Source organism: Dactylosporangium salmoneum, assembly GCF_039532525.1.
GTDB lineage: Bacteria > Actinomycetota > Actinomycetes > Mycobacteriales > Micromonosporaceae > Dactylosporangium > Dactylosporangium salmoneum.
Map to the genome: position 1 here is coordinate 1 of NZ_BAAARV010000076.1, position 21,955 is coordinate 21,955.

Here is a 21,955-nt window from a genome sequence, read left to right on the forward strand (position 1 = left end):
CTCCAGCGCCGATGGTACTGCACCCGAGAGAGTGTGGGAGAGTAGGACGCCGCCGGACAAACTTTTGCCAGGGGCCCACCGATTCGGTGGGCCCCTGATGCGTTTCCCGGGCGCCCGCAAGAATCGGGCGCCGGCGAATAAGAAAGCGGCCGGTCCCGTTCGGGGCGGCCGCTTCTTCGTGCTTTGCTGCGGCAGGCGTCATCCGGCGGCGACGCGATGCCGTTCCAAATGGGACATGACCGCCTGGTTGGCCTCCCAGCCGTCGGGGAACTTGACGATTTCGTTGAGGTACATGCGTCCCGTGGACGGGTGCGCGTCCAACAGTTCCGTGATGCCGGCCCGGGCCACCACGATGCACGCGTGACGATGCCTCGAGGTCAGGACGCAAAGGCGCCCGGCCTCCAGATGAAAGGCCGTCGCGTCACGGCGGCCGGACAGCGGGTGCCACACGATGGTGACGTCGTACTCGCGGCCCTGGAGACGGTTTGCGGTGTCGACCGTGATGCCGGCGTCGTCGGGGAGGTATTGCCGTACCGCCGCGGCCTGATCGCGGTGGGCGGTGCCGATCGCGATGCGGTCCGCCGACACCGGCGCACCGGCCGGGAACTTCTCCGAGAAGGCGAACGGGCCGCGCTGCAACAGCCGCAGGGCCAGTTCGGCGCAGGCCTCCGCCACCTCGGCATCGGTGCGCATGCTGTGGCGGGCCGGGAGCTCGTGCAGGGCCCAGCCGGTCTCGGCCGCGGTGGCCAGGGTCGCGTCGACCGGGGACGAGCCGAAGGCGTGGGTGGCGAAATCGAGGCGGCGATCGCCGAGCGCGGTGCCGGAGGTGAAGCCGGTGAACGGGTAGAACGCCTCGGAGACAACCGGAGCCGCGGTGGCCGGCAGGCGCCAGGAGACTGGCAAGCGGTGCAGCGGCGCCGTCGGGTTGTGCCGCAGCAGCACCGCGACCGCGCTGAGCTGCGGATCCCAGGAGAGGCCAGCCCAGCGTTCGGTCTCCACTGTGGAGAATGGGTCGAGCTGGCCCGGATCGCCGACGAAGAGGGTGCGGGCGAAGCGGCCGATCACCTTCAGCAGGGCATCGGAGCGCATCTGGTAGGCCTCGTCGACGATGGCCCAGGGCCAGGATCCCTCGGTCAGCCTTTCCCACTTGGCCGCCGTACCGACGATGACGCGGCAGCCAGCCAGGCCCGCCACGGCGGTGTCGACGGCGACGTTGCGATGGGCGGCGATGCGGGCCACCGGCGCGTAGCCCTGCGCCGAGAGGCGGCCGATCGGTAGGTCCGGCGCGGTCGTCGCCAGGTTCGCGATGAGGTCGTCGACCTGCTCGTTGGTCTGGGCGACGACGGCGAGCGGCTCGCCGGTCGCGGCGATGTGCCGGGCGGCCCGCACCACGAGGGTCGACTTGCCGGCGCCGGGCGGAGAGTCCACGACGACGCCGGGGACCGGATGGGCCTGCAGGTCGGCGAGCACCGCCGGAAGGATGTCGGTGGTCACGACCAGGCCTCCACGGCGTCCTCCTGGGTCGGGCCGGGCGGGGTAGGCGGGCCACCGTGCGTCCACGGAGTGTCGGCCGCGTCGGGGAAGTTGCCCGCCGGCTGGAAGGCGGTCGACGCCGAACCGTAGGTGATGCGCTCCCCCGGCGCCGGAACGCTTCCGGGCGTGGCGGTCAGCGCGCGGCCCATGCCGCCGGAGAGCTCCAGCCGCACGTCCAGGCCGCCGGCCGATGGGGTCACGGCGAGGATCTCGGCCTTCTGGCCCGGGCGGGCCGGGGACGTGACCTCGGCGCCGGCGGTCAGCCGCAGAGGATCCGTCGTGTGTACGGTGACGTGCGGCCGGAGCCTGCGGCGCGGGCCGGTGGCGTCGACCCGGTCGGGCTCGGCCGCCACGACCTCGCCCGCGAAGGCCTCGCCGGTGAGCCGGTGCTCGGCCATCACCAGCGGATCGTCCAGGGCCCGCTGGGCGTCGAAGCGGGCCTGCGCACGCTCGAGCCGCTCGAGGCGCCGGGCCGCGGCCACGGCGCCGTCGCGGCGGGGTTGGGGCACCGGGTTGTCGCCGGTCAGGTGGGCGAAGTAGGTCGTGAACGCGTCGCGGTCGTCGGCCCAGCGCTCCAGCACCGTCGCGCCCGCGGCGAGCCCGCGGAGCAGGCCCAGGCCTTGCCACATCAGCCGCCAGGTCGGCTCGAGCTGGCTGTGCAAGGCGGCGCGCAGCCGGTCGAGGGCGGCCGCGCGGGCGGCGGGGTCGGCGTCGGTGCGGGCGTAGCGGTTGATGGCCAGGGCCAGGTGCTCGGCGTCGAAGGCCGGGTCGGTCGCCGGGCCAGCCGGCGGCCAGCGGTCGGGGTCCTCGGCCTCCAGGGCGGCGTCGAAGGGCGAGCGCCCGGGCGGCGGGTCGAGCCAGGCGAGCAGGGCGGCCAGGTTGGCGTCCTCGACGGGGCTCTGGCCGGTGGCCCAGTGCGCGCTGAGGGCCGAGGTCATCGCGAGCATCAGCGAGGAGCCAGGGTGCTCGGCCCGCTCGGCGAAGAACGTCAGCCACTTGCCGAGCAGCGGCACGACCGGCGGCACGGCGTACTCGCCGAAGACGCGGCGCAGCCGGGTCGAGCGGCCGAAGAGGCGCAGGAAGCTGATGCCGCCCGGGTTGGGCACGAGCAGCTGGGGCGCGTCGGCGAAGCGCCGGCGGCCGCGCACGTCCTCCAGGTCGCGGGTGAAACCGTCCACGTAGGACACGACGATCCGGCCGAGGTCGGCGGCGAACGCGAAGCGCTGGTCGCGGTTGCGCGGCTGGGGCACGACGAGCAGGCGGGGCGCGTCCTCGCGGTCGCCGACCAGCGCGGCGACGGGCGCGTTGGCCTCGCCGGCCAGCCCGAGCGGGATCATGACCAACGGGCGGGCGGCGACGTGCACATGCCGGACCGTGGTGAGCGGCTGCGCGGTTCCGTGCCGGACGGCGAGCGCCCGGGCGAGGGAGGTCAGCGCGGTCATGCCGGTGCTCCGAGGCACTCTTCGCGCATGCGCAGGGCGGTTCGCAGTACCGTCGCGGCCTCCTCCTGCTCGGGGGCCGGCCACGCCGTCCCGTCGGCCAGGGCGAGCGCGGTGTCGATCCAATCGACGCTGCCGAGTTCCTCGCTCACCGACTTGCCGAGCGCGTGGGTGCTGCCGCGGGCCTCCTGACGGCAGAAGTACGACATCTCGCACATGGACAGGCAGTCCGGCGAGTACCGGGCGGGGATGTCCTCGATCGCGGCGCACAGCTCGCCGGCCGGGCGGGTCGGCCGGCCGTCCCGGTCGGGGGCGAGGTCGAAGGTGAGGCCGGGGTCCAGCGAGGCGAGCAGCTCGTCGACGCGCCGCATCCGGTCGAGCTGGCGGCGCAGGACGGTGAGCTGGCGGCGCACGTCGATCCGGGTGGCGACGGCGTGGTTGGAGAAGTTCTCCGGGCACACCAGCACGACGCGGTCGCTGACGCACCCCGGGTCGTGGCCGAGATCTTCGAGCAGGCGGCGCAGGGCCACGACGTACACCGCGGACTGCATCGCCGCCGCGGCCACCTTGCCGCCGTCGGCCTGGCCGTCGATCACGGCGAAGGACTTGATCTCGATGATGTGGAAGGTGCCGCGGTACTGCAGCGCGATGAGATCGGGCTCGAGGAACACGTGCCGGCCGCCGACCGGCAGGCGCAGCAAGGGGTGGTCGAAGAGCGTGCCGAAGTCGTCCTCGGTGCGCCGGGCCGCGGCGCCGAGCACCGTGCGGGCCAGGGCGTGCCGGACCTCCTGCGACTCGTTGCCGCCGGCGTCGTCGAGGTCCTGGTAGGCCACCTCGGGCAGCGGCAGGTCCAGCACTTCGCGCAGCATCCGCAGCAGCTCGGCGCAGCCGTTGGCCTTGACCTGGGCGGTGAAGGCGCGGGTGCGGGTGATGGCGAACGGCGACTGGCCGTAGGGCGGGGCGAACCCGACCCGGGCGGCCACGGCGCGCTTGTCGACGCCGGCCGCATCCATGATCGCGCGCCGGGCGCAGCCGGGATTGGTGGTGAGCGCGGCAAGGGTCCGGGCGTTGTGCGCGAGCGGTGGCAAGGATCCGCGGATCTGTTCGAGCCGCTGTTCGGTGCTGTTCACGGTGCGCTTCCTTCGCGGGGGAAGTCGTACTCCTACGGGTCGGTGCCGGTCGCCGGCACTGATTTCAGCGGCACTCCTTCCAGCGGCGCGCCGTACAGCTGCTGGACGTCGTTGAGCTGCGCCCGGGCCCGGGCGGCGGCCGTTTCGCGGTGCGACCGGTCGGCCGGCTCGTGCGTGTCCAGCTCGGCCCGCGCGGCCCGGATGACGCCCTCGGGCCGGGCCACCCCGACCCCGTCGGCCGCGCCGGGGATGTTCTCGGCGAACAGCCACAGTAGGCGCGCGGCGGCGCGGTCGGTATCGGGCAGCCGGGCCACGTGTTCCGCGATCCTGACCGCCGCGACGAGGAAGTCGACCCGGGGGCTGAGCGGCCCGACGATGCGGCGATCGAGCGGCCAGGTGGAGATCGCGAGCAGCCCGCGCCCGGCCGCCAGCCGGTCCGCGGTGAGCGCGGCGCACAGGTAGTACGGCCGCGCGAACGGCGCGGCCCGGAACGAGCGCTCCTCGTCGCGGCGCAGGCTGGTGAGCTTGGCGCTGCTGATGTCCCCGCCGAAGCAGGCGTTGTACACCTGCGCGATCAGTTTCGGCGCGGCCGGCACGGTGAGCAGCGTCAGCGCGCCGTGCACCTGCTCGCGCAGCGGCAGCAGCGACCCACCCTCCCGCGGCGGGTTCGGCACTTCCGGGGCCAGCGCCTCGAGAGCCTCTTCCCAGGCCTGCTGGAGCGCCGTGAGCTCCGCCCGCAGGACCCGGGCCCTGGGCCGGTCACCGGCGGCCGTCGCCCGCCGAACCTCGGCGAGCAGCGCCTCGATCCGGGGCTCCAGCTCTTCAGCGCTGTCTGCCATGCGTCGACCCTACGTCTTCCAGTAACTTCCAGCAATCCCCGCCCAACTCCATTGCATGCCTCCTGTATCTTCCAGTAAGTTCCACTAATATCCGGGCGTCGATGGGGGATCATCATGAACAAGGGCGCAACCCTGGAGTCGGTGCTACGTGGCCTGCGCGCATCCGGCCTGCATCCCCGGCTGCTGTCCGACGTGTCCGGCGGGGCCGGGATCGTGGTCGTCGCCGTTCTGCACGAGCTGCCGCAGGCCGAGACTGACTGGGCGCTGCTGACGGACCGCGAGCGGGACGTGGCTCGGCTTGCCGCCGGCGCGATGACCAACGTTCAGATCGCGCGCCGGCTCGGGATCTCGGCACACACCGTGAACTACCACCTCCGGCAGATCTTCCAGAAGCTCGGCATCGTGTCGCGGGTCAGCCTCGCCGGCTACACCGACCCGGAATGAGTCAGGTGAAGAGATGACTGCGCGTGATCATTTCGCGGCGTACGGTCGGAAACCGTGAGCTCAGGGGTTCGGTGGTGGTCCGAGCCGCCGGTCGGCCAGGCCAGCTTCCTGGCCGACGTCGACCCCGCCCTACTGGGCGTGGGGCTGGACCCGCTGCCCGCCGGCGCTCCGGCTGTTGTGCGGTTCCGTCCACCGCTGGCGTTGTCCGTCGACCGGTATGCCGGCGCGTTCCTCGACGCGCTCGACGGGGCCGCGATGAGCCTCTTTCCGGGCTGGCTCTGCGGGGCCGAGCGGCTGGACGGCCCGTCGTCGCTGGGCGTCGAGGCCGTGCGGGCCCTCGCCGCCCGGATGGCCGCCGGGACCGAGCACTTCGGGCCGTTCCTCGTGGCCGCCGCCGAGCGGGCGCTGCGCATCCGCGGCGGCCTGGGCCCCGGCGACGGGCCGCGGTTCCCGGCCGAGGTCCGCGCCCGCGGGCTCCGCGCGCTGCTGGCCGAGGCCTACCGGCGCGACCACGTGGCGGTGCTGGTCGATATCCCGGCCAGCCTCCCGCCCGCGGGTGAGCATGCCTTGGCCGTCGCCGCGCAGTGGCTCGCCGAGCACGGACGCTTCACCGTGTGGCTGGCGGGGCCGAGGCTGCGCAGCGTCGACCGCATCCCGGTGATCCGGATCCGCCTGCCGGCCGGGCTCGCCGGGCTGACCGAAGGTGCCGGGCCGGGGCCGGAGCCCGACGGCGGCGGCGCCGAGCTGCCGGTGCTGAGCTTCCCGCCGCTTTCCGGGGCGCCGCGGGCCGACAGCGCGGCCGAGCAGGCCCTGGAGCGGGCGCTCGCGCCGCAGGAGTGGGCGCGGGGGCGCCGGTGGAACGAGGTGCTGGAGTGGCACGTGTTGGGCAAGGCGTACCGCCTCGACCTCTTCTGGCCCGACGACCGCCTCGTCGTCGAGGTCGACGGGGACGAGCACCGGCAGCGGTGGCAGTACGCCGACGACCGCCGCCGCGACGCCCAGCTGCAGCTGCTCGGTCACGCCGTCCTGCGCTTCACCAACGAGCAGGTCCTCACCGATCCGTACGCTGTAACCGTTACTGTCCGTGACCTTTTGCTGCTTCGTCGTAACGCTCCGAACCGGAAATGAGGCCCCAATGCCAACCGAAGACGTCCCGAGCCTCACCCCGAACCAGATCCTGGCGCTGGTGGTGCTCATGTCCGAGGCGCACAAGCTGAACAACAACGAGCTCAAGGAGCTGGCCGGCTTCTCGCTCACCGGCGACGACAACAAGAAGCTGGAGAAGCTCGGCCTCATCCAGACCGACCGGTCCCACCGGCCGTTCTCTCACGAGCTCACCGACAAGGGCTGGCACGTGATGCGCGACCTGCACACCACCGAGCCCCCGAAGGCCGGCAAGTCGGCGTCGCGCGCCCTGCTGACGCTGCTCGGCAACATCCACCGGTCGCTGGAGCAGCTGCAGGTCACGCACGGCGTGAAGCTCAGCGAGGGCGAGTTCTTCCGGCAGGTGCGAGGGGAGAGCGTCGAGGGCGCCGTGGTCAGTGAGACCGCCGGGGACGCCGAGGCGCAGGTGCGCGCGGCCTACGCGGAGCTGGCGCCGGCTCCCGGCGAGTGGGTCGGTCTCGCCGACCTGCGCGACAAGCTGGAGCGCCTCGAGCGCGCGGAGGTCGACCGGGCCCTGATGGCGCTGCTCGACCGGGGCGACGTGCGCATCATCCCGGTCGCCAACACCAAGGCGCTGAAGCCCCGCGACATCGCGGCCGCCCTGCGGATCGGCGGGGAGGACAACCACACGCTGTCGATCGGCCGGTCATGATCGGCGATCAGGCCCGCGCCGCGCTCGAGGAGCTGCACCTCAACCCGGCGCCGACGCCCAACGACATCTGGCACCCCTCACCCTACAACGTCCCGGAGCTGCACGAGCGCTCGGTGCACGAGATCCTCAGTGGGGTTGGCAAGGCACGCCGCAGCGACCGGACCCAGCCGCAGGGCGTGGCGCTGCTGGGCCGCGCCGGCTCCGGCAAGACCCACCTGCTCGGCGCGGTGCGCGAGACGATCCAGAATGCCGACGGCGGCGGCTACTTCTTCCTGGTGAACATGATCAACGGCCGGTCGTTCTGGGAGGCGACCGTCCAGGGGATGATCACCGGCCTCACCCGCGAAGAGAAGGTCTGGGGCACTCAGCTCAAGAGCTTCCTGTTCCGGCTCACCTCGCAGTTGAACATCCGGGCTGCCGAGGTGCGCGCCGCGGTCGCCGGCAATGCGTCGCTGACCCGCGCGCACCTGGACACGTTCATCCGGGGCCTGCGCGAATATGACGACGCCACCGGCCGCGAGTGCCAGGACACCGCGCGGGCGCTGGTGCTCTACGGCTCGTCCGACTTCGACCTCCAGGACATCGGGCAGGCCCACCTCATCTCCGAGCCGACCGAGGTCGGGGACCGCACCGACTGGGGTTTCACCGCCTCGGTCCGCAAGCCTCAGGAGGTCGTGCGCGACATCTCCCGGCTGATCGCCCTGACGCTCAGCCCCAGCGTGATCGCCATCGACCAGCTCGACACCCTCTTCGCCCAGAGCACCGCCGCGTTCTTCGACCGCGAGGCTGTGTTCGAGTCCGAGCAGGCCGGCCTGGCCGGCCAGGTCGCCGACGGTCTGCTGAACCTGCGCGACAGCACCCAGCGCACGCTCGTCGTGATGTCGTGCCTGCCCGACACCTGGGAGCTGATGAAGAAGACCGCGGCGACGCCGGTGGTCCAGCGCTTCCGGGAGACCGTCCTGCCCGACCGGATCAACAGCGCCGAAATCGCCCGCACGATCGTGGCCAAGCGCCTGTCGGCGGCCTACGGCGCTCACCACGTGCCGGTGCCCTACGACACCTGGCCGGTCCGCCCGGAGGCGTTCGACGAGGCCCGGCGCTTCACCCCGCGAGACCTGCTGCGCAGGGTCGAGGAGCACCTGCACCGCTGCCTCGACAACGACGAGGTCGTCGAGCTGTGCCGCTTCGATGCGCCGAGCCCACTGCCGGCGTCGCCCGCGCAGCCGCAGTCCGGGGACCTCGGCCACCTCGACGCGATGTTCGCCGAGCTCGTCTCGTCGGCCGACGTCTCTCGGGCGCTCGACAAGCGCAGCGAGGACGTGGAGATGCCGCAGCTGCTCGCGGCCGCGATCGGCGCGTGGATCGGCGAGCAGGTCCCGACCGGCGTGGTGTACAAGCAGGATCCGCCGCCGGGCGCGAACCCGGCGCTGCACGGCCGGCTCATCCAGGTGCTCGACGAGGCGACCGAGAACGAGGCCCACTGGGGACTGCGCGCGATCGTCCACGACAACCCGCGGGCGGTCACCGCCCGGATCCGCAACGCCTGCGTGATGTCGGGCCTCGACCGGGCGATCCCGCAGCGCCGGCTGATCCTCCTGCGCCGCGACAACTGGCCGTCCGGCCCCCGGACCAAGCAGACGGTCGACGAGTTCCTGGCCGCCGGCGGCGTGTGGCACAAGATCGACGACGCCGATCTCAAGGTGTTCGACGCGCTGCGGCGCATGCAGGCGGCGCCGCACGCGCTGCTCGGCGAGTGGCTGGTGGCCCGGCGACCGGCGAGCAGGACCGCCTTGTTCCAGGAGATCTTCGGGCCGCCGAGCGAGGCGCCGGCACCCGAACCTGAAGTGATGCCGGAAGCGGTCGAGCCGGAGCCGGAACAGCGGGACGATGGGCGCACCATCCGACTCGGCAAGGTGATGCAGAGCGAGGAGCCGCTCGTCGTCGACCTCGAGTCGCTGCGCCGGCACACCGTGATCTTCGCCGGCTCCGGATCGGGTAAGACCGTGCTCATCCGCCGGCTGGTCGAGGAGTGCGCCCGGCAGGGCGTCTCGTCGATCGTGCTCGACCCCAACAACGACCTCGCGCGGCTCGGCGACCCGTGGCCCGAGCCGCCGCCGGGCTGGGGGCCGGGCGACGAGGAGCGCGCCCGCGACTACCTGGAGCACACCGACGTCGTGGTGTGGACGCCGGGCGTGGGCGGCGGCCGGCCGCTGACGTTCCAGCCGCTGCCGGACTTCGCGCCCGTGCGCGACTCGCAGGACGAGTTCGCCCAGGCGATTCGCGCGGCAGTCGAGGCGCTCGCCCCGCGGGCCGGCGTCAGCGGCACGACGAAGCTGGCCGTGCAGGGCAAGGCGGTGCTCACCGAGGCGCTGCGGGCGTACGCCCACGGCAACCGCGTCGGCCTGGAGGGCTTCACCGACTTTCTCGGCGACCTGCCCGAGGACGTGAGCCGGATGAGCCGGGCGGGCAAGCTCGCCGCCGACCTGGCCGAGACGCTCAAGGCCGCGATGGTCAACGACCCGCTGTTCGGTGGGCGGGGCGTGGCGGCCGACCCGGCCGAGCTGCTGACGCCGCCGCCGGGCAAGCGGGCCCGGATCTCGGTCATCAGCTTCATCGGCCTGATGTCCGACGAGGAGCGGCAGGGCTTCGTCAACCAGCTGCAGATGGCGCTGTTCACCTGGCTCAAGCGCAACCCGGCCGGCGATCGCCCGCTCGGCGGCCTGTTCATCATGGACGAGGCGCAGACGCTGGCCCCGTCGAGCGGCACGACCTCGTCGACCGCGAGCACGATCACGCTGGCGTCACAGGCGCGCAAGTACGGCCTCGGCCTGGTCTTCGCCACCCAGGCGCCCAAGGGGCTGCACAACCAGATCTCGGGCAACGCGACGACGCAGTTCTTCGGGCTGCTCAACGCCCCGGCTCAGATCGACGCGGCCAAGGAGCTGGCCCAGGCCAAGGGCGCCCGGCTGCCGGACATCGGCAGCCTCGGCAGCGGGCAGTTCTACGCCGCCGGCGAGGGGTTCTCGTTCGTGAAGGTCCGTACCCCGCTGTGCCTGTCGTACCACCCGAAGGCGCCGCTGTCCCCGGAGGAGGTGCTCCAGCGGGCCCGGCGCCGATAGGCCGGCCGGGTGCCGCCGTCGAGGCGGCGGCACCGGGCGTCCGTGTTCAGCCGAGTGTCCGTGGTCAGAAGACCGGCGAGGCCGGGGAGGCGGGGGCCGGGGCCTCCCGCTCGGCGGGCATCAGGATCCACAGGATCGGGTAGATCAGGATCTGGCTGCCCGGGATCGCCAGCAGGATCAGGACGAACAGCAGGCGGGCGGGCCAGGGGTCGATGCCGAACCGGCGGCCCAGGCCGGCGACCACGCCGCCGAGGACCCGGCCCTGGGTCGGGCGGATCAGGCCGTTCTGGCGCATCGAGCCGTGCACGGTTTCCATCGTCTTGCTCCATTCAGGTGCTGTACCGGATCTGATGGAAAAAGCATGGCCGGCCGAGGGGGTCCAGGGCATCGGGGAGCGACCCCGGCCTCACCCTGGGCCTCGGACCCTTACGCGGGTCGGGGGTGTAGATAGCCCCACCCCAGGCGGATATCCAGGGTCAGTCCGCCGGCGCGGTGAGGTTCGTAAGTTCGGATGCATGAGCGAGCACACGCAGCGGGGCCCGGCGCTGGAGATCCGGGGGCTGAGCAAGCGGTACGGGGACAAGGTGGCCGTCGCCGGCGTTGACCTCGACGTGCCGCAGGGGTCGTTCTTCGGGCTGGTCGGGCAGAACGGTGCCGGGAAGACCACCACGCTGTCCATGGCGACCGGGCTGCTGCGGCCCGACGGCGGGACCGCGCGGATCTTCGGGGCGGATGTCTGGGGCGAGCCGCAGCGGGCGAAGGCGCTGGTCGGGGTGCTGCCGGACGGGCTGGCGATGCCCGAGCGGCTCACCGGGCGGGAGGTGCTCACGTACCTCGGCCGCCTACGGGGAATGCCGAAGGACGTCGTGGCGGGGCGGGCCGACGAGCTGCTGCGGGTGCTGGAGCTCGACGAGGCCGAGTCGACGCTCGTCATCGAGTACTCCACCGGGATGCGCAAGAAGATCGGGCTGGCCACGGCGCTGCTGCACGGGCCGCGGCTGCTGGTGCTGGACGAGCCGTTCGAGGCGGTCGATCCCGTGTCGGCGGCGGCGATCAAGGGGATGCTGCGCGGGTTCGTCGCCGGGGGCGGGTCGGTGGTGCTGTCCAGTCACGTGATGGCGCTCGTCGAGCAGCTGTGCGACCACGTGGCCGTCGTCGACCGCGGGGCCGTGGTGGCGGCCGGGACGCTGGACGCCGTCAGGGACGGGCGGTCGCTGGAAGAGGTGTTCGTGGGGCTGGTCGGCGGGGAGCGGGCCGTGATGAAGGGGGAGCTGTCGTGGCTGTCGCGATGACCATGGCGCAGATGAAGATCGCGGTGCTGCGGCACTCGCTGCGCGGGCAGCGGGCGCAGACGGCGGGGACCGGGGCGGTGCTCGGGGCCGTGCTCGCGGGCGGGACCGTCTACCTCGGGTTCCTGGGGCCGGACCTGCTGGCCGCGGGGTACGCGGTGTGGCTGCTGGGCTGGATGCTCGGGCCGGTGTTCATGGGCGGCGGGGACGAGACGCTGCGGCCGGAGTACTTCGCCTCGCTCGGGCTGCCCGCGCGCCGGCTCGCGGTCGGGCTGCTCACCGCCGCCTTCGTCGGGGTGGCGCCGGTGGTCAGCCTGGTGGGGCTGCTCGGGATGGTCGTGGCGGGGGCCCGGATCGGGGTGGTCAACGCGCTGGTGGCCCTGCCGGCGGCGGCGCTTACGCTGGCGCTGTTCGTGCTGGCGTCCAAGGTGGCGGTCGGGCTGGTCGGGCTGGCGCTGCGGACGCGGGCCGGGGCGATCGGGGCCGGGCTGGTCAACGGGGCGATTCTGGCCTCGCTCGGGCAGGTCTGGGTGTTCATGGTGGCGTTCGGGCAGACCGGGACGCCGGCCGCGGTGTGGTGGCTGCCGTCGGGGTGGGGGCTGCTGGCCGTCCGGGGGCAGTGGTGGGCACTGGCACCGCTCGCCCTGGTGGTACTGCTCCTGCTCGCCGCCTGGGCCGCCCTGCTCAGCCGGCGCGCCGGGGCGAGCCGGCCGCGGACCGGTCAGCGGGCGTCCACGGTGGACACCGTGATGGGCAAGGAGCTGCGGACCTGGTCGCGCGATCTGGTGCGCAACCACGGGCTGGCGTTCGCCCTCTCGTACGGGGTCTGCTTCGCCGGCAGCCCGCTGCTGATCGGGTGGGCGGGCATGCTCCCGTACGCCGGCCCGATCTTCGTCGCGATGGCGGCGGCGATGACCGCGAACCAGTACGGCAACGACGGCACCGCGCTCTGGCTCACCATCCTCACGCCGGGGGCGAGCGACGTGCGCGGCCGGCAGGCGGCCTGGCTGGCCGCGATCGGGCCGGTCGCGGCGGCGCTGACCGTCGGGTTCACGGCGATCGTGGGAGGGCCGTGGCCGCTGGTGCTGGCGCTGCTGTCGGCGCTGCTGGGCGCGGCGGCGGGCCTGGTGCCGATGGTGTCGGTCTACGCGCTCGTGCCGGCCACGGACCCGCACCGGCGGGCCGGCAACCCGCTGCGGGTCAGCGAGGACGACGGCGGGCTGACCGGGCTGGCGTACCTCATGCTCGCCCTCGTCGTCGCGGCCGCCATGCCGGCGGCGCTGGTCGCGGTGTGGTTCGGCTGGGCCGGGGTGGCCGTCGGGCTGGTCACCGGCGGGCTGTCCTGGTGGGGGTTCGGGCTGCTGGCCGAGCGCCGGCTGCGTTCGCACGGGCCCGAGCTGCTGCAGGCCATGCGGACCGGGCGCAAGCCGAAGGGGGCCGGCGCGGTGCGCTTCCGCCTCGACGGGCTCTCCCGGGTCCGCCGGTCGATCGCGGTCTGGGGCCTCAGTTTCGGGGCGATTCCGCTGGTACCGCAGGGCATCGTCGCCGGGATCTTCGTCGCCAACGGTCACCTGCGCCACTCCTGGTTCCTGGCCACCTACGCGCCGGCGGGATGGCGGTACCCGGTCGCGGCCGCGTTCGTCCTGCTGGGGCTGGCCATGTACGGGTCCGCCCTCTGGGTGGTAAAGCCGAAAAAGGCGCAGTAGCGGACCGGAGCTGACCGCTTCCCGCCGTACCGTCGAATCGTCAGCACGGCGGGAACCGAAACCGACAAGGGTGATGAGCATGAGCGCGACGAGTTCGAACACCGTGACCGGCGAGCGGGCCGACCTGCTCGAGACGCTCGGCAAGGCCCGGTTCTTCCTGCGGTTCACCGCCCGCGACCTCACCGACGAGCAGGCGGCGCAGCGCAGCACGGTCAGCGAGCTGTCGGTCGGCGGGGCGATCAAGCACGTGACGGCGGTGGAGCGGCAGTGGGCGCGGTTCATCGTGGAGGGCCCCGAGGCGGTGGCGCCCGCCGACGACCCGCAGGCGTGGGCCACCTACGCCGACGGCTTCCGCCTGCTGCCCGGCGAGACGCTGGCCGGGGTGCTGGCCGACTACGAGAAGGTGGCCGCGGAGACCGACGAGCTGGTGCGCACCCTGCCCGACCTCGACGCCGGCCACCCGCTGCCGGAGGCGCCGTGGTTCGAGCCCGGCGCCCGGTGGAGCGCCCGCCGCGCGATCCAGCACATCATCGCTGAGACCGCCCAGCACGCGGGCCACGCGGACATCATCCGCGAGGCGATCGACGGCTCGAAGACCATGGGGTGAGCAGGAGCCCTGGTCGGTGAGGCCTAGGCCCTGTCCTGTCGATCATGTCGAGCCGAGACGAGGTCCAGATTTCGCCTGCGTGTGCCCCGCGAAAGGCAGGCTACCGGTGTTGTAACCGGCCTTTCGCGGGGTGCGCGCAGGCGGAATCTGGGCCCGTCGCAGGCCGGCATGATCGGCAGGACAGGGCCTAGACGAGCTCGACCGTGACGGAGGCGGTGTCGCCCGCGGACAGGGACTCGGCGCGGCGGACGGCCTGCTTGACCGGCAGGACGTAGGTGCCTTCGGGGCCGCCCGGGAAGATCGAGGTACGCCAGATGCTCGTGCCGATGCGGACCTGGACGCGGACCGAGCCGAAGCCGCGGCGATCCCCGTCGGTCAGCTCGCGGATCTCGTCGGAGGCGTCGGCCGGCAGGGTGACGAAGGTCCACGTGTCGGCGCGGCGCGCGTCCCAGATCCACAGCTCGGCGTCGAACTCCACGATCATGAGGCCTCCGGCAGCTCGTCGAGGTCCGCCGTCGGTACCGCGATCCAGCCCTCGACCCGCGCCGGCGCGAGCTGCGCCGGGCCGGGACGGGTGGCGCGGCCCAGGGCGGCGGCCCGGGCGGTGAGCGCGGCGATCACCGCGTCGAATGCGTCGTGGCTGGCCCGCATGAGCGGCTCGTGGCCGCCGAGGTCCAGCCAGGCCCGGGCGCGCAGGGCGTCGACCAGCGGGTCGTGCCGGCCCTTGTACCCGCGATGGGTCAGGTCCCAGCGGCGCAGCGCGACGGCGGGATAGGCCTCGACGATCGCGCCGGCGCCGGAGCGGTCCACGTCGACGCCGGCGGCCGCGAGGGTGGCCAGGATCGCGGCGCAGCGCATGGCCGCGTGGGCCAGGCGGTCGGCCGAGACGCTCAGCGGGATCAGCCCGAAGTCGGCGCGGATGACCTCGTCCGTCGTGCGGTACACCATCGCGCGCCGCCACGCGGCCCCGCCCCCGGGTGACGGCAGGTCGGCGGCGTGGCCGGCGCGGTGGGCGACGAGGAGCCGGATGAAGGGCTCGGGCCAGCCCAGGGCGCAGTCGATGCCGGTCTTGGCGCAGGTCGGCACCGCGGCGACGATGTCGGCGTCGGACACGCCGAGGCGCAGGTCGCGCAGCACGGCGCGGCCCGGCGACCACTCGATGACGGCCAGGGCGGTGCGCTCGTCGGCGGCGGCGAGGTCGACGCCCGCGGTGCGCATGCGGGCTCAGCCGCGGGTCAGCACGGCGTTCGCGGTGTAGGTGGCCACGTCCGGACGGTACGCGATCTCGAGGCTGCCGCTCGGGTCGAGGTGCATGGTCATGATGCCCGTCGGGGTGCAGCGGCCCGAGGTGATCGCCTCCTGGGCCCGGATCACGCCGCCGTTGACCGACAGCACGGTGACGGTGCCCTGGCAGCCGGCCTCGGCGTAGCGGACCTGGGCGATCTTCGAGCCGGCCGTGACGACCAGGCTCATCTGGTACACCTTGTTGTTGTCCTGCACGTAGGAGCCGCTCCAGCTGCCGGCCCACGTGGACGGGTACTCGATCGCGGCCTCGGTCGTCTGGGCCGCGGCCGGGGCGGGCGCGGTGGTGGTCGGCGCGGGGACGGTGACCGTGGTCCCCACGACGACGGTGGGCCCGGGGCCGGCGTTGTTCGGGCTGGAGCTGGCGGCCGGCTGCCACGGGCGGGTCACGGCCAGCACGGCGCCGGCGGCGACCAGCGCGGCCACGATGGCGATGAGGACGAGCGTGCCGATCGGGCGGCGGCGCTCGGGGACGCCGTTCCACGTCGGCGGCATCGGCGCCGGTGGTGAGGTGCTCACGAACTGGGGCGGCGGCGCCGAGACCGGCGGAACGCTGACCGGCATGGCAACCGGCATGGGAGACATCGGCGCGGCCACCGGCGGGGCGCTGACCTGGGCCATCGCGGCAAAGGGGGTCACCGGACCGGCGGAAACGGGGGCCACGGCCGGGTGCGCGGCGGCCGGGTACGCCGTGGTCGGGGGCGCAGCGGGCGGGGGTGGGGCCGCTGGAGGCGTGGCAACCAGGGGCGCGGCGGCGGTGACCGGGCGGTCGCACAGGGCGCCCTCGGCCACCACCAGCTCCGGCTGGTCGATCACGGTCGGGGCGATGCGCAACGTCCGGTGCAGCAGGGTGGCGGCGAGCGGGATCCGCGACGAGCCGCCGACCAGGTACACCCCGCCGATGCGCTCCGGCGGGATGCCGGCGTCCTGCAGCGTGGCCAGGGTCATGGCCGCCGTCCGGTCCAGCTGCGCCTTGGCCGCCTTCTCGAACTCCTCCCGGGTCAGGCGCACCTGGCGGTCCACGAGGGGGAGGTGGAGATCCCCGCTGGCGTACCGCGAGAGCTGCTCCTTCACCGCCCGCGCCGACTGCCACAGGGTCTGGCGGGCCTGCTGGTCGGCCGGGGTCTGCGGCCAGTCGAGGCGGCGCCACGCGTCGGTGGCGGTCGCCGTCGCGGTCCGCGCGTGGTCCACCACGGCGGCGTCCAGGTCGAGCCCGCCGACGTCGGGCAGGCCGGCCGAGGCGAGCACCTCGAAGCCGCCGGGCGTCGGCAGCAGCACGCTCAGGTCGAACGTGCCGGCGCCGAGGTCGTACACCACGATCACCCGGCCGGGCGGGATGCGCTGGCCGAGGACGGTGGCGAAGTACGCGGCCGCGGCGACCGGCTCGGGCACGAACTTCACCGGGCCGATCCCGGCGGCCTGCGCCGCGGCGGTGAGCACCTCGAGCCGGGGGCGGCCCCACGCGGCCGGGTGGGTGAGCACGACGTCGCCGACCCGCTCGCCGGCGACCCGGCTCGCCTCGGTGTGCACGCGGTGCAGCACGGCGGCGACGAGGTGCTCGATCGGGAACTCCCGCTCGCCGAGCCATACCGCCCGGTCGTCGATGCGCCGCTTCGGGTTGGCCTCGAAGCCGGCCGGCGCGCCGATCGCCGAGCGGACCGCGTCCGCGCCGACCAGCAGGCCCGTGTCCGGCCCGGCGAAGACCGCCGAGGGCAGCAAGGGGGAGCCGTCGAACAGCAGCGGGCGCACCTGCCCGTCCGGGCCGGACAGCGCCGCGACCGTGTTCGACGTGCCGAAGTCGATGCCCAGCCGATGCCCGCCGCCACTCACAGTGGCGACCATACGGGTAGCCGGCAGCCGGATGGCATGCTCCGCTCGGGTCGTTCCCACCGGTCCGACCGGCCCACTGCCTGGGTCGCTGCACGATCCAGAACGTGTGGTGGGAGGACGTCGGCGAGGACGCGGCCACGTTCCTGGGCACCAGCGGCGACGCCTACGTCATCGGCGGCGGCGCCAAGTCGGCGAGCGACAAGGTGTTCCAGCACAACGGCTCGGGCACGGTGCACATCAGCGGGTTCTACGCCAAGAGCATCGGCAAGCTGTACCGGGCCTGCGGGAACTGCACCAACTCGTACCAGCGCAAGGTCACGGTCGACAACGTGCTGCTGGACAGCGCGAAGTACGTCGTCGGCATCAACACCAACTGGGGCGACGCGGCCACCCTGTCCCGCGTGACCCTGACCAACTCCTCGGGCGTGCACGTGTGCGCCGAGTACAAGGGCGTCGCCAAGGGCAGCGAGCCCACCTACCTGGGCGACGGCATGGGAGACGGGCACTGCAACTTCAGCGCCTCGGACATCACCTACAAGTAGCGGCTCGGACGGGAGGGAGGGGCCGCCGGCCTCGCCCTCTGCCCCTTGTGCACCGATTTCTCCGACATGCGCATTTCTAGCGTTTATGTCCGGTACGGTCACCACGACGGTGGACTCACGCTGTCGGGGTCGTACTGACGGGGGATTTGTGTGATCAAGGTGTTCGTGCGGCGCAAGCACCCCGGAAGGCGCGGATCATCCTTCGGGGCACTGGCGCCGAACATCACGCTGTGTGCGCTGGTGCTCGGGGCGTTCACGCTGGCCACGGCCGGCCCGGGTGGCCGGGCCGCCGAGCATGAGAGCGGGGCGCCGGCACTCGCCAGCGCCGTGACCCAGCCGGTCGTGTCGAGCATCAGCCCGAGTTCCGGGCCCAGCACCGGTGGCACGGCGGTGACGATCACGGGCACCGGGTTCACCGGCGCGACGGCGGTGACCTTCGACGGCACCGCCGCCACGTCGTTCACGGTGGTCAGCCCGACCCGGATCACCGCGGTGACGCCCGCGGGCACGGCCGGGTCGGCGCTCGTGCAGGTCGCCATCGGCACGTGCGTCTCGCCGGCCGGCGGCGGCACGTTCACGTACCTTCCGCCGGTCGTGACTCCGACGCCGCCGGTGGTGACCCCGACGCCGCCGGTCGTGATCCCGACGCCGCCGATCGTGATTCCCACGCCGCCGATCGTGATCCCGCTGCCGCCGATCGCGTCGTCGATGTCGCCCACGAGCGGGCCGACCGCCGGCGGCGCGACCGTCACCATCACCGGCGTCAACCTGGCGGGCACGACGAGCGTGACCTTCGACGGCGTCACCGGGTCGGTGAGCAACAGCACCGCGACCTCGATCACGGTGGTCACGCCCCCGCACGTCGCGGGCAACGTCCCGGTCGGCGTCAACACCGTGATGGGCGGGACGAGCGTGACGGGCGGCTACACGTACGTGGCCCCGCCGTCCGTGACCTCGCTGTCGCCGGCGTCGGGCTCGACGTCCGGCGAGGACACGGTGACGATCACGGGCACGGGCTTCACCGGCGCGACGGCGGTGACCTTCGGCGCCGGCGCCCTGTTCACGGTGGACAGCGACACGCAGATCACGGCCCTGACGCCGACGCATACGGCCGGCCCCGTGGACGTCGCCGTCACCACGCCGAACGGCTCGGCGACCGCGGCGGGCGCCTACACCTACGTGGCTCCGCCGTCCATCACCTCGGTGTCGCCGACCTCGGGCTCGACGGCCGGCGGTACCTCGGTGACGATCACGGGGACGGGCTTCACCGGTGCCACGCTGGTGAGGTTCGGCGGCACCGCGGCCGGTCCGATCGTGGTGAACAGCGACACGTCGATCACGGCCTCGACGCCGGCGCACGCGGCCGGCACGGTGGGCCTCGAGGTCACCGGGCCCGGCGGCACGGATCTCATGATCGCCGCGTACACGTACGTGGCCGCGCCGACCGCGATGGGGATGTCCCCGACGTTCGGCCCCGACTTCGGCGGCACCAGCGTCACGATCATGGGCACCGGCTTCACCGGCGCCACTGGCGTGCAGTTCGGCATCTTGGACGCCGCCTCGTTCACCGTCAACAGCAGCACGCAGATCACGGCCGTGACACCGCCGGGCGTTTGGGGCGTCGTGCCGGTCACCGTCACCACGCCCGGCGGCATGGCGAACGTGCCGGGCGACTTCGAATATGTCCCGGTGCAGGCCGCGAACCTTGCCGCGCACGCAGCCCACCGGGACGCCGCGCCAGAGCCGGCCAAGGCTCGGGCATCCGGCAAGGCGGACAAGGCGGACCACGCCAAGCGCTCAGCCAAGGCCGACGGCAAGGCCAAGTCCAAGGCTGACGGCAAGGCCAAGTCCAAGGCTGACGGCAAGGCCAAGTCCAAGGCTGACGGCAAGGCCAAGTCCAAGGCTGACGGCAAGGTCAAGACCACGGCGAAGGCCAAGGACACGGACAAGCACGGGTCGGACGCCACGGCCGCGCCCAGGATGAAGAAGGTCTTCTTCCAGATGCCGGCCTCGCTCTGCCCGGCCCCGCCGAGCGCGCCGAGCCCGGTCACGGCCACCGCGGGCACGTCGTCGATCAACGTGAGCTGGACGGCGGCCACGCCGCACGACTCGCCGGTCACCGGCTACACCGTCACGGCCACGCCCGGCCCGGCGACCTGCACCACGCTGGTCACCGACCCGGACCCGCTGAGCTGCGTGCTGGGCGCGACGGCCGGTCAGCAGTACACCGTCTCGGTCGTGGCCAACTCGGCCGCGGGTGCCTCGGATCCGGCCACGAGCAGCGCGGTCACCCCGGCCGCGCCCGTCGCGCCGGCCGCGCCGCCGGACACCCCGCTCAACCTGACCACGGACAAGGGCCTGATCAGCACGGCCGCGCCCGGCCAGGACATCGTGGTGATCGGCACCGGGTTCGCCGCCCACTCCACGGCGACGATCACGCTGTACTCCACGCCGCTGGTGCTGGGCACCGTGGTCACCGACGGCAACGGCGACTTCAGCAAGCCGGTCACCGTGCCGCCCTCCCTCGCCGCCGGCGTGCACACGCTGGTCGCGCAGGGCGTCGCACCCTCGGGCAGCCCGCGCTCGATGAAGCTCACCGTCACGGTGGCGGCGAGCGCGCCCCGCCCGGCAACGGGCGGCGGCCTGCCGGTCACCGGCGCGCCCGCGGGCCCGCTGGCGCTGGCCGGCCTCGCCATGGTGCTGGCCGGCTTCGGTCTGCTCCGGCCGTGGCAGCGGCGCACGGTGCCCGGCCTGCGGTAGGGAGCCGGCGCAAGCCTGGACCTCGGCACCTCGCCGAGGTCCGGGCTACTGCTCCTCGAGGAGGAACTGCAGGTCGCGGGAGCGGCCGGCGATGTGTTGCGGGGTCGTGCCGTGGACGGTCGCGGCCCGGGGGTTGGCCCCGGCGGCGACCAGGCGGCGCAGCAGGCCCGGGTCGGCGCCGTTGATCACGCCGACGTAGAGCGGCGTGCGACCGATCCGGTCCGGCACGTCGATCGGCAGCCCGGTGGCCAGCACCGGCCCCAGCGCCTGCTCCCAGTCCAGCCACATGACCATGTGCAGCAGCGTCCAGCCGTTGCCGGCGCGCATCCGCGGGTCGATGGTGCCCGCCGCGAGGCCTTCGAGGAGGTACGGCGTGTCGCCGTGCTGCAGCCGCTCGACCACCGCGCGGCGGTGCTCACGCAGGGCGCGGGGCAGGCGACCCCCGCCGGTGCGCCAGGCGGCCTCGGTGGCGTAGCAGCCGCCGCTCTGGCCGCCCAGGGAGCGCAGGGCGGCCTCGCGGCGCTGCTCGGTCTCGTTGTGGTCGTGCAGCCGCAGCGCGCCCTTGGCGATGGACAGCTGATGCCAGTCCGCGCCGCAGCGCACCCGGAAATATCCGGATCTCGGCGCCGAATCGGACAGGACGGGCTCGCGGGACAGGTCGCCGAACAGCGCCGACCGGATCAGCGGATGCAGGTCGGCGGGGGTCATCAGGCCCGCCGAGAGCAGGGCCAGGTCCGGCGGGACGGTGCCGGTCGGGATGCGCACCGGGACCTCCATCCACTCGCCCGGGTAGGAGGCCTCCGCGGTCAGGTCCGGCAGGTCGAGGTTGATGTACGCGCCGAAGAGGGTGGCCACGCGCCGCACGCCGAAGGCCGCGCCGGCCGCCCGGGCCTGCTCGGCCACCCCGACCGGGCTGGTGGGGGCGGCGGTGGGCCGCTGCAGCTCGATCTCCTCGCCCTCGGGGATGACGATGCCGCACTCCCGCCAGGCGCGCTCGTGCTCGCCGGCCGACAACATGGCGTACACCTGCGGGCTGATCCAGGCGGAGGACAGCTCGTCGGTGTGGCGGACGTCCCAGGTGTACCGCGGGGCGAGGTACCAGCGCTCGTACTCGAGCTCCGCGAAGCCCCGCACGTCCAGCTCCAGCCGCTGCGGCCCGGTCGGCGAGCGGGGCAGCCGGACGCGGATCAGCGGTGCGGTGTCCGCCCCGGACGGCGGGGCCAGCACGGCCGTGACCTGGGCCTGCAGCGTCGTCATCCCGCCCCGGTGCCGGGGCAGGTGCCACCAGAGCAGGTCGAGGCACAGGTGGTGCAGGTCGTCCTCGAGGGCGTCGGCGGCCTCGGCGCCGTACCGCGCGCGGACCGCGGCCAGGTCGACGTCGACGCTCACCGGCAGCAGGGCGGCGGCACCGCGCCAGTCGCCGGCGGCGCGCCGGTCCGCCGCCGCGGCGACCAGCTCGGGTCCGGGCATGCCGGCCCGGATGCGGCGCCATTGGGGCAGGTCACGCTCCAGGAAGGGCAGGCCGGCCGGAATCGAACCGGCGTCCTCCATCTTCGCAAGGTGGCGTGTCGACCTCTGCACTACAGCCTGCCGGGGTCG

At 73.5% G+C, this 21,955-nt stretch carries 18 protein-coding genes and 1 tRNA gene; 9 read left to right on the forward strand and 10 right to left on the reverse strand.

The features are described 5' to 3' along the window. Window positions 1-198: 198 nt before the first annotated feature. The 4 genes from ABD352_RS39230 to ABD352_RS39245 are packed head-to-tail and all read right to left on the reverse strand — an operon-like array spanning window position 199 to window position 4,941. Complete coding sequence (locus ABD352_RS39230) at window positions 199-1,494, reverse strand: AAA family ATPase (protein ID WP_344617648.1); 1,296 nt, start codon at window positions 1,492-1,494, stop codon at window positions 199-201. Further along, entirely contained in the window at window positions 1,491-2,975 is a 1,485-nt protein-coding gene (locus ABD352_RS39235) for a hypothetical protein (RefSeq protein ID WP_344617649.1), read from the reverse strand. The genes ABD352_RS39230 and ABD352_RS39235 overlap by 4 nt, the downstream gene beginning before the upstream one ends. Further along, entirely contained in the window at window positions 2,972-4,102 is a 1,131-nt protein-coding gene (locus ABD352_RS39240) for a hypothetical protein (RefSeq protein WP_344617650.1), read from the reverse strand. Before ABD352_RS39240 ends, ABD352_RS39235 begins: the two co-directional genes overlap by 4 nt. Before the next feature lie 32 nt (window positions 4,103-4,134). After that, the gene (locus tag ABD352_RS39245) at window positions 4,135-4,941 is read right to left on the reverse strand and encodes a hypothetical protein (RefSeq protein ID WP_344617651.1); all 807 of its coding nucleotides are present in this window, start codon (window positions 4,939-4,941) and stop codon (window positions 4,135-4,137) included. 114 nt (window positions 4,942-5,055) lie between these two features. Between ABD352_RS39245 and ABD352_RS39250 the strand changes: the two genes are divergently transcribed. From ABD352_RS39250 to ABD352_RS39265, 4 genes are read left to right on the forward strand one after another with little or no spacing between them, the layout of a single operon-like run. Next, entirely contained in the window at window positions 5,056-5,385 is a 330-nt protein-coding gene (locus ABD352_RS39250) for a LuxR C-terminal-related transcriptional regulator (protein ID WP_344617652.1), read from the forward strand. 54 nt (window positions 5,386-5,439) lie between these two features. Further along, window positions 5,440-6,513 carry a DUF559 domain-containing protein gene (locus ABD352_RS39255; RefSeq protein WP_344617653.1) on the forward strand — a complete coding sequence of 358 codons (1,074 nt, stop codon included), beginning with the start codon at window positions 5,440-5,442 and terminating at the stop codon, window positions 6,511-6,513. 7 nt (window positions 6,514-6,520) lie between these two features. Then, window positions 6,521-7,201 carry a hypothetical protein gene (locus ABD352_RS39260; RefSeq protein WP_344617654.1) on the forward strand — a complete coding sequence of 227 codons (681 nt, stop codon included), beginning with the start codon at window positions 6,521-6,523 and terminating at the stop codon, window positions 7,199-7,201. After that, complete coding sequence (locus tag ABD352_RS39265) at window positions 7,198-10,320, forward strand: ATP-binding protein (protein ID WP_344617655.1); 3,123 nt, start codon at window positions 7,198-7,200, stop codon at window positions 10,318-10,320. Before ABD352_RS39260 ends, ABD352_RS39265 begins: the two co-directional genes overlap by 4 nt. A gap of 64 nt (window positions 10,321-10,384) precedes the next feature. Here the strand turns inward: ABD352_RS39265 and ABD352_RS39270 are convergent, their stop codons facing one another. Further along, window positions 10,385-10,636, reverse strand: a complete 252-nt coding sequence (locus tag ABD352_RS39270; protein ID WP_344617656.1) for a PspC domain-containing protein — start codon at window positions 10,634-10,636, stop codon at window positions 10,385-10,387. A gap of 199 nt (window positions 10,637-10,835) precedes the next feature. Between ABD352_RS39270 and ABD352_RS39275 the strand changes: the two genes are divergently transcribed. The 3 genes from ABD352_RS39275 (at window position 10,836) to ABD352_RS39285 (ending at window position 13,922) form a co-directional block, all read left to right on the forward strand. Further along, window positions 10,836-11,612 carry an ABC transporter ATP-binding protein gene (locus tag ABD352_RS39275; RefSeq protein WP_344617657.1) on the forward strand — a complete coding sequence of 259 codons (777 nt, stop codon included), beginning with the start codon at window positions 10,836-10,838 and terminating at the stop codon, window positions 11,610-11,612. Next, window positions 11,597-13,315, forward strand: a complete 1,719-nt coding sequence (locus ABD352_RS39280) for a hypothetical protein (protein WP_344617658.1) — start codon at window positions 11,597-11,599, stop codon at window positions 13,313-13,315. Before ABD352_RS39275 ends, ABD352_RS39280 begins: the two co-directional genes overlap by 16 nt. A gap of 79 nt (window positions 13,316-13,394) precedes the next feature. Continuing rightward, window positions 13,395-13,922: a DinB family protein gene (locus ABD352_RS39285; protein ID WP_344617659.1), complete on the forward strand. Its 528-nt coding sequence runs from the start codon at window positions 13,395-13,397 to the stop codon at window positions 13,920-13,922. A gap of 187 nt (window positions 13,923-14,109) precedes the next feature. Here the strand turns inward: ABD352_RS39285 and ABD352_RS39290 are convergent, their stop codons facing one another. Genes ABD352_RS39290 through ABD352_RS39300 form a run of 3 tightly spaced genes read right to left on the reverse strand, consistent with a single transcriptional unit; the run spans window position 14,110 to window position 17,054 of the window. Beyond that, window positions 14,110-14,406: a DUF1905 domain-containing protein gene (locus tag ABD352_RS39290; protein ID WP_344617660.1), complete on the reverse strand. Its 297-nt coding sequence runs from the start codon at window positions 14,404-14,406 to the stop codon at window positions 14,110-14,112. Further along, entirely contained in the window at window positions 14,403-15,140 is a 738-nt protein-coding gene (locus tag ABD352_RS39295; RefSeq protein ID WP_344617661.1) for a DUF429 domain-containing protein, read from the reverse strand. The genes ABD352_RS39290 and ABD352_RS39295 overlap by 4 nt, the downstream gene beginning before the upstream one ends. Before the next feature lie 6 nt (window positions 15,141-15,146). Then, window positions 15,147-17,054 (reverse strand): Hsp70 family protein, encoded by a 1,908-nt coding sequence (locus ABD352_RS39300; RefSeq protein ID WP_344617662.1) that lies wholly within the window; start codon window positions 17,052-17,054, stop codon window positions 15,147-15,149. An 80-nt stretch (window positions 17,055-17,134) separates the two neighbouring features. Between ABD352_RS39300 and ABD352_RS39305 the strand changes: the two genes are divergently transcribed. Beyond that, window positions 17,135-17,596 (forward strand): pectate lyase, encoded by a 462-nt coding sequence (locus ABD352_RS39305; protein WP_344617674.1) that lies wholly within the window; start codon window positions 17,135-17,137, stop codon window positions 17,594-17,596. A gap of 150 nt (window positions 17,597-17,746) precedes the next feature. Further along, window positions 17,747-20,356, forward strand: coding sequence for an IPT/TIG domain-containing protein (locus tag ABD352_RS39310; RefSeq protein ID WP_344617663.1), 2,610 nt, complete (start codon window positions 17,747-17,749; stop codon window positions 20,354-20,356). A gap of 45 nt (window positions 20,357-20,401) precedes the next feature. On the opposite strand, the gene ABD352_RS39315 is transcribed toward ABD352_RS39310, so the two are convergent. After that, complete coding sequence (locus ABD352_RS39315; RefSeq protein ID WP_344617664.1) at window positions 20,402-21,907, reverse strand: ankyrin repeat domain-containing protein; 1,506 nt, start codon at window positions 21,905-21,907, stop codon at window positions 20,402-20,404. Then, window positions 21,874-21,946: transfer RNA gene (locus tag ABD352_RS39320), tRNA-Arg, on the reverse strand. Before ABD352_RS39320 ends, ABD352_RS39315 begins: the two co-directional genes overlap by 34 nt. Window positions 21,947-21,955: the final 9 nt, after the last annotated feature.